Origin of the sequence: Paraburkholderia sp. J8-2 (assembly GCF_905220195.1) — a bacterium.
Taxonomy (GTDB): Bacteria; Pseudomonadota; Gammaproteobacteria; order Burkholderiales; family Burkholderiaceae; genus Paraburkholderia.
On sequence record NZ_CAJMZA010000154.1, the window covers coordinates 1 to 261 of the forward strand.

Consider the following 261-nt stretch of genomic DNA (forward strand, 5'->3'; position numbering starts at 1 on the left):
GAAGCTGCTTCGTCGTGTGGCAGCGATCGGTAGAGATCCCGCCATCTCTTCAAGTTTCCGTTCAACTCAGGGCTCACTTCCATGGCGAACGTCCCTATAGCTTTACCCGCAGCATCCGTTGCCTCATGAAGAGCACGCAGTTCGTCAGTTTCTGCGGGTGAATCGACAAACGTGCCAAAGTCATGCAAGTCGGATGCATACGCTCGCCCGATCCGATCAAGCTCGTCACCTTGGCTTGCGGCTGTCACATTCATCATCAAG

Annotated in this window: 1 protein-coding gene; it reads right to left on the bottom strand. The window is 54.4% G+C overall.

Annotated elements, in window-relative coordinates; all coding sequences use genetic code 11:
* A partial coding sequence (locus U5A52_RS43235; protein WP_321940540.1) for a hypothetical protein occupies window positions 1–261 on the bottom strand: 261 nt, incomplete at both ends.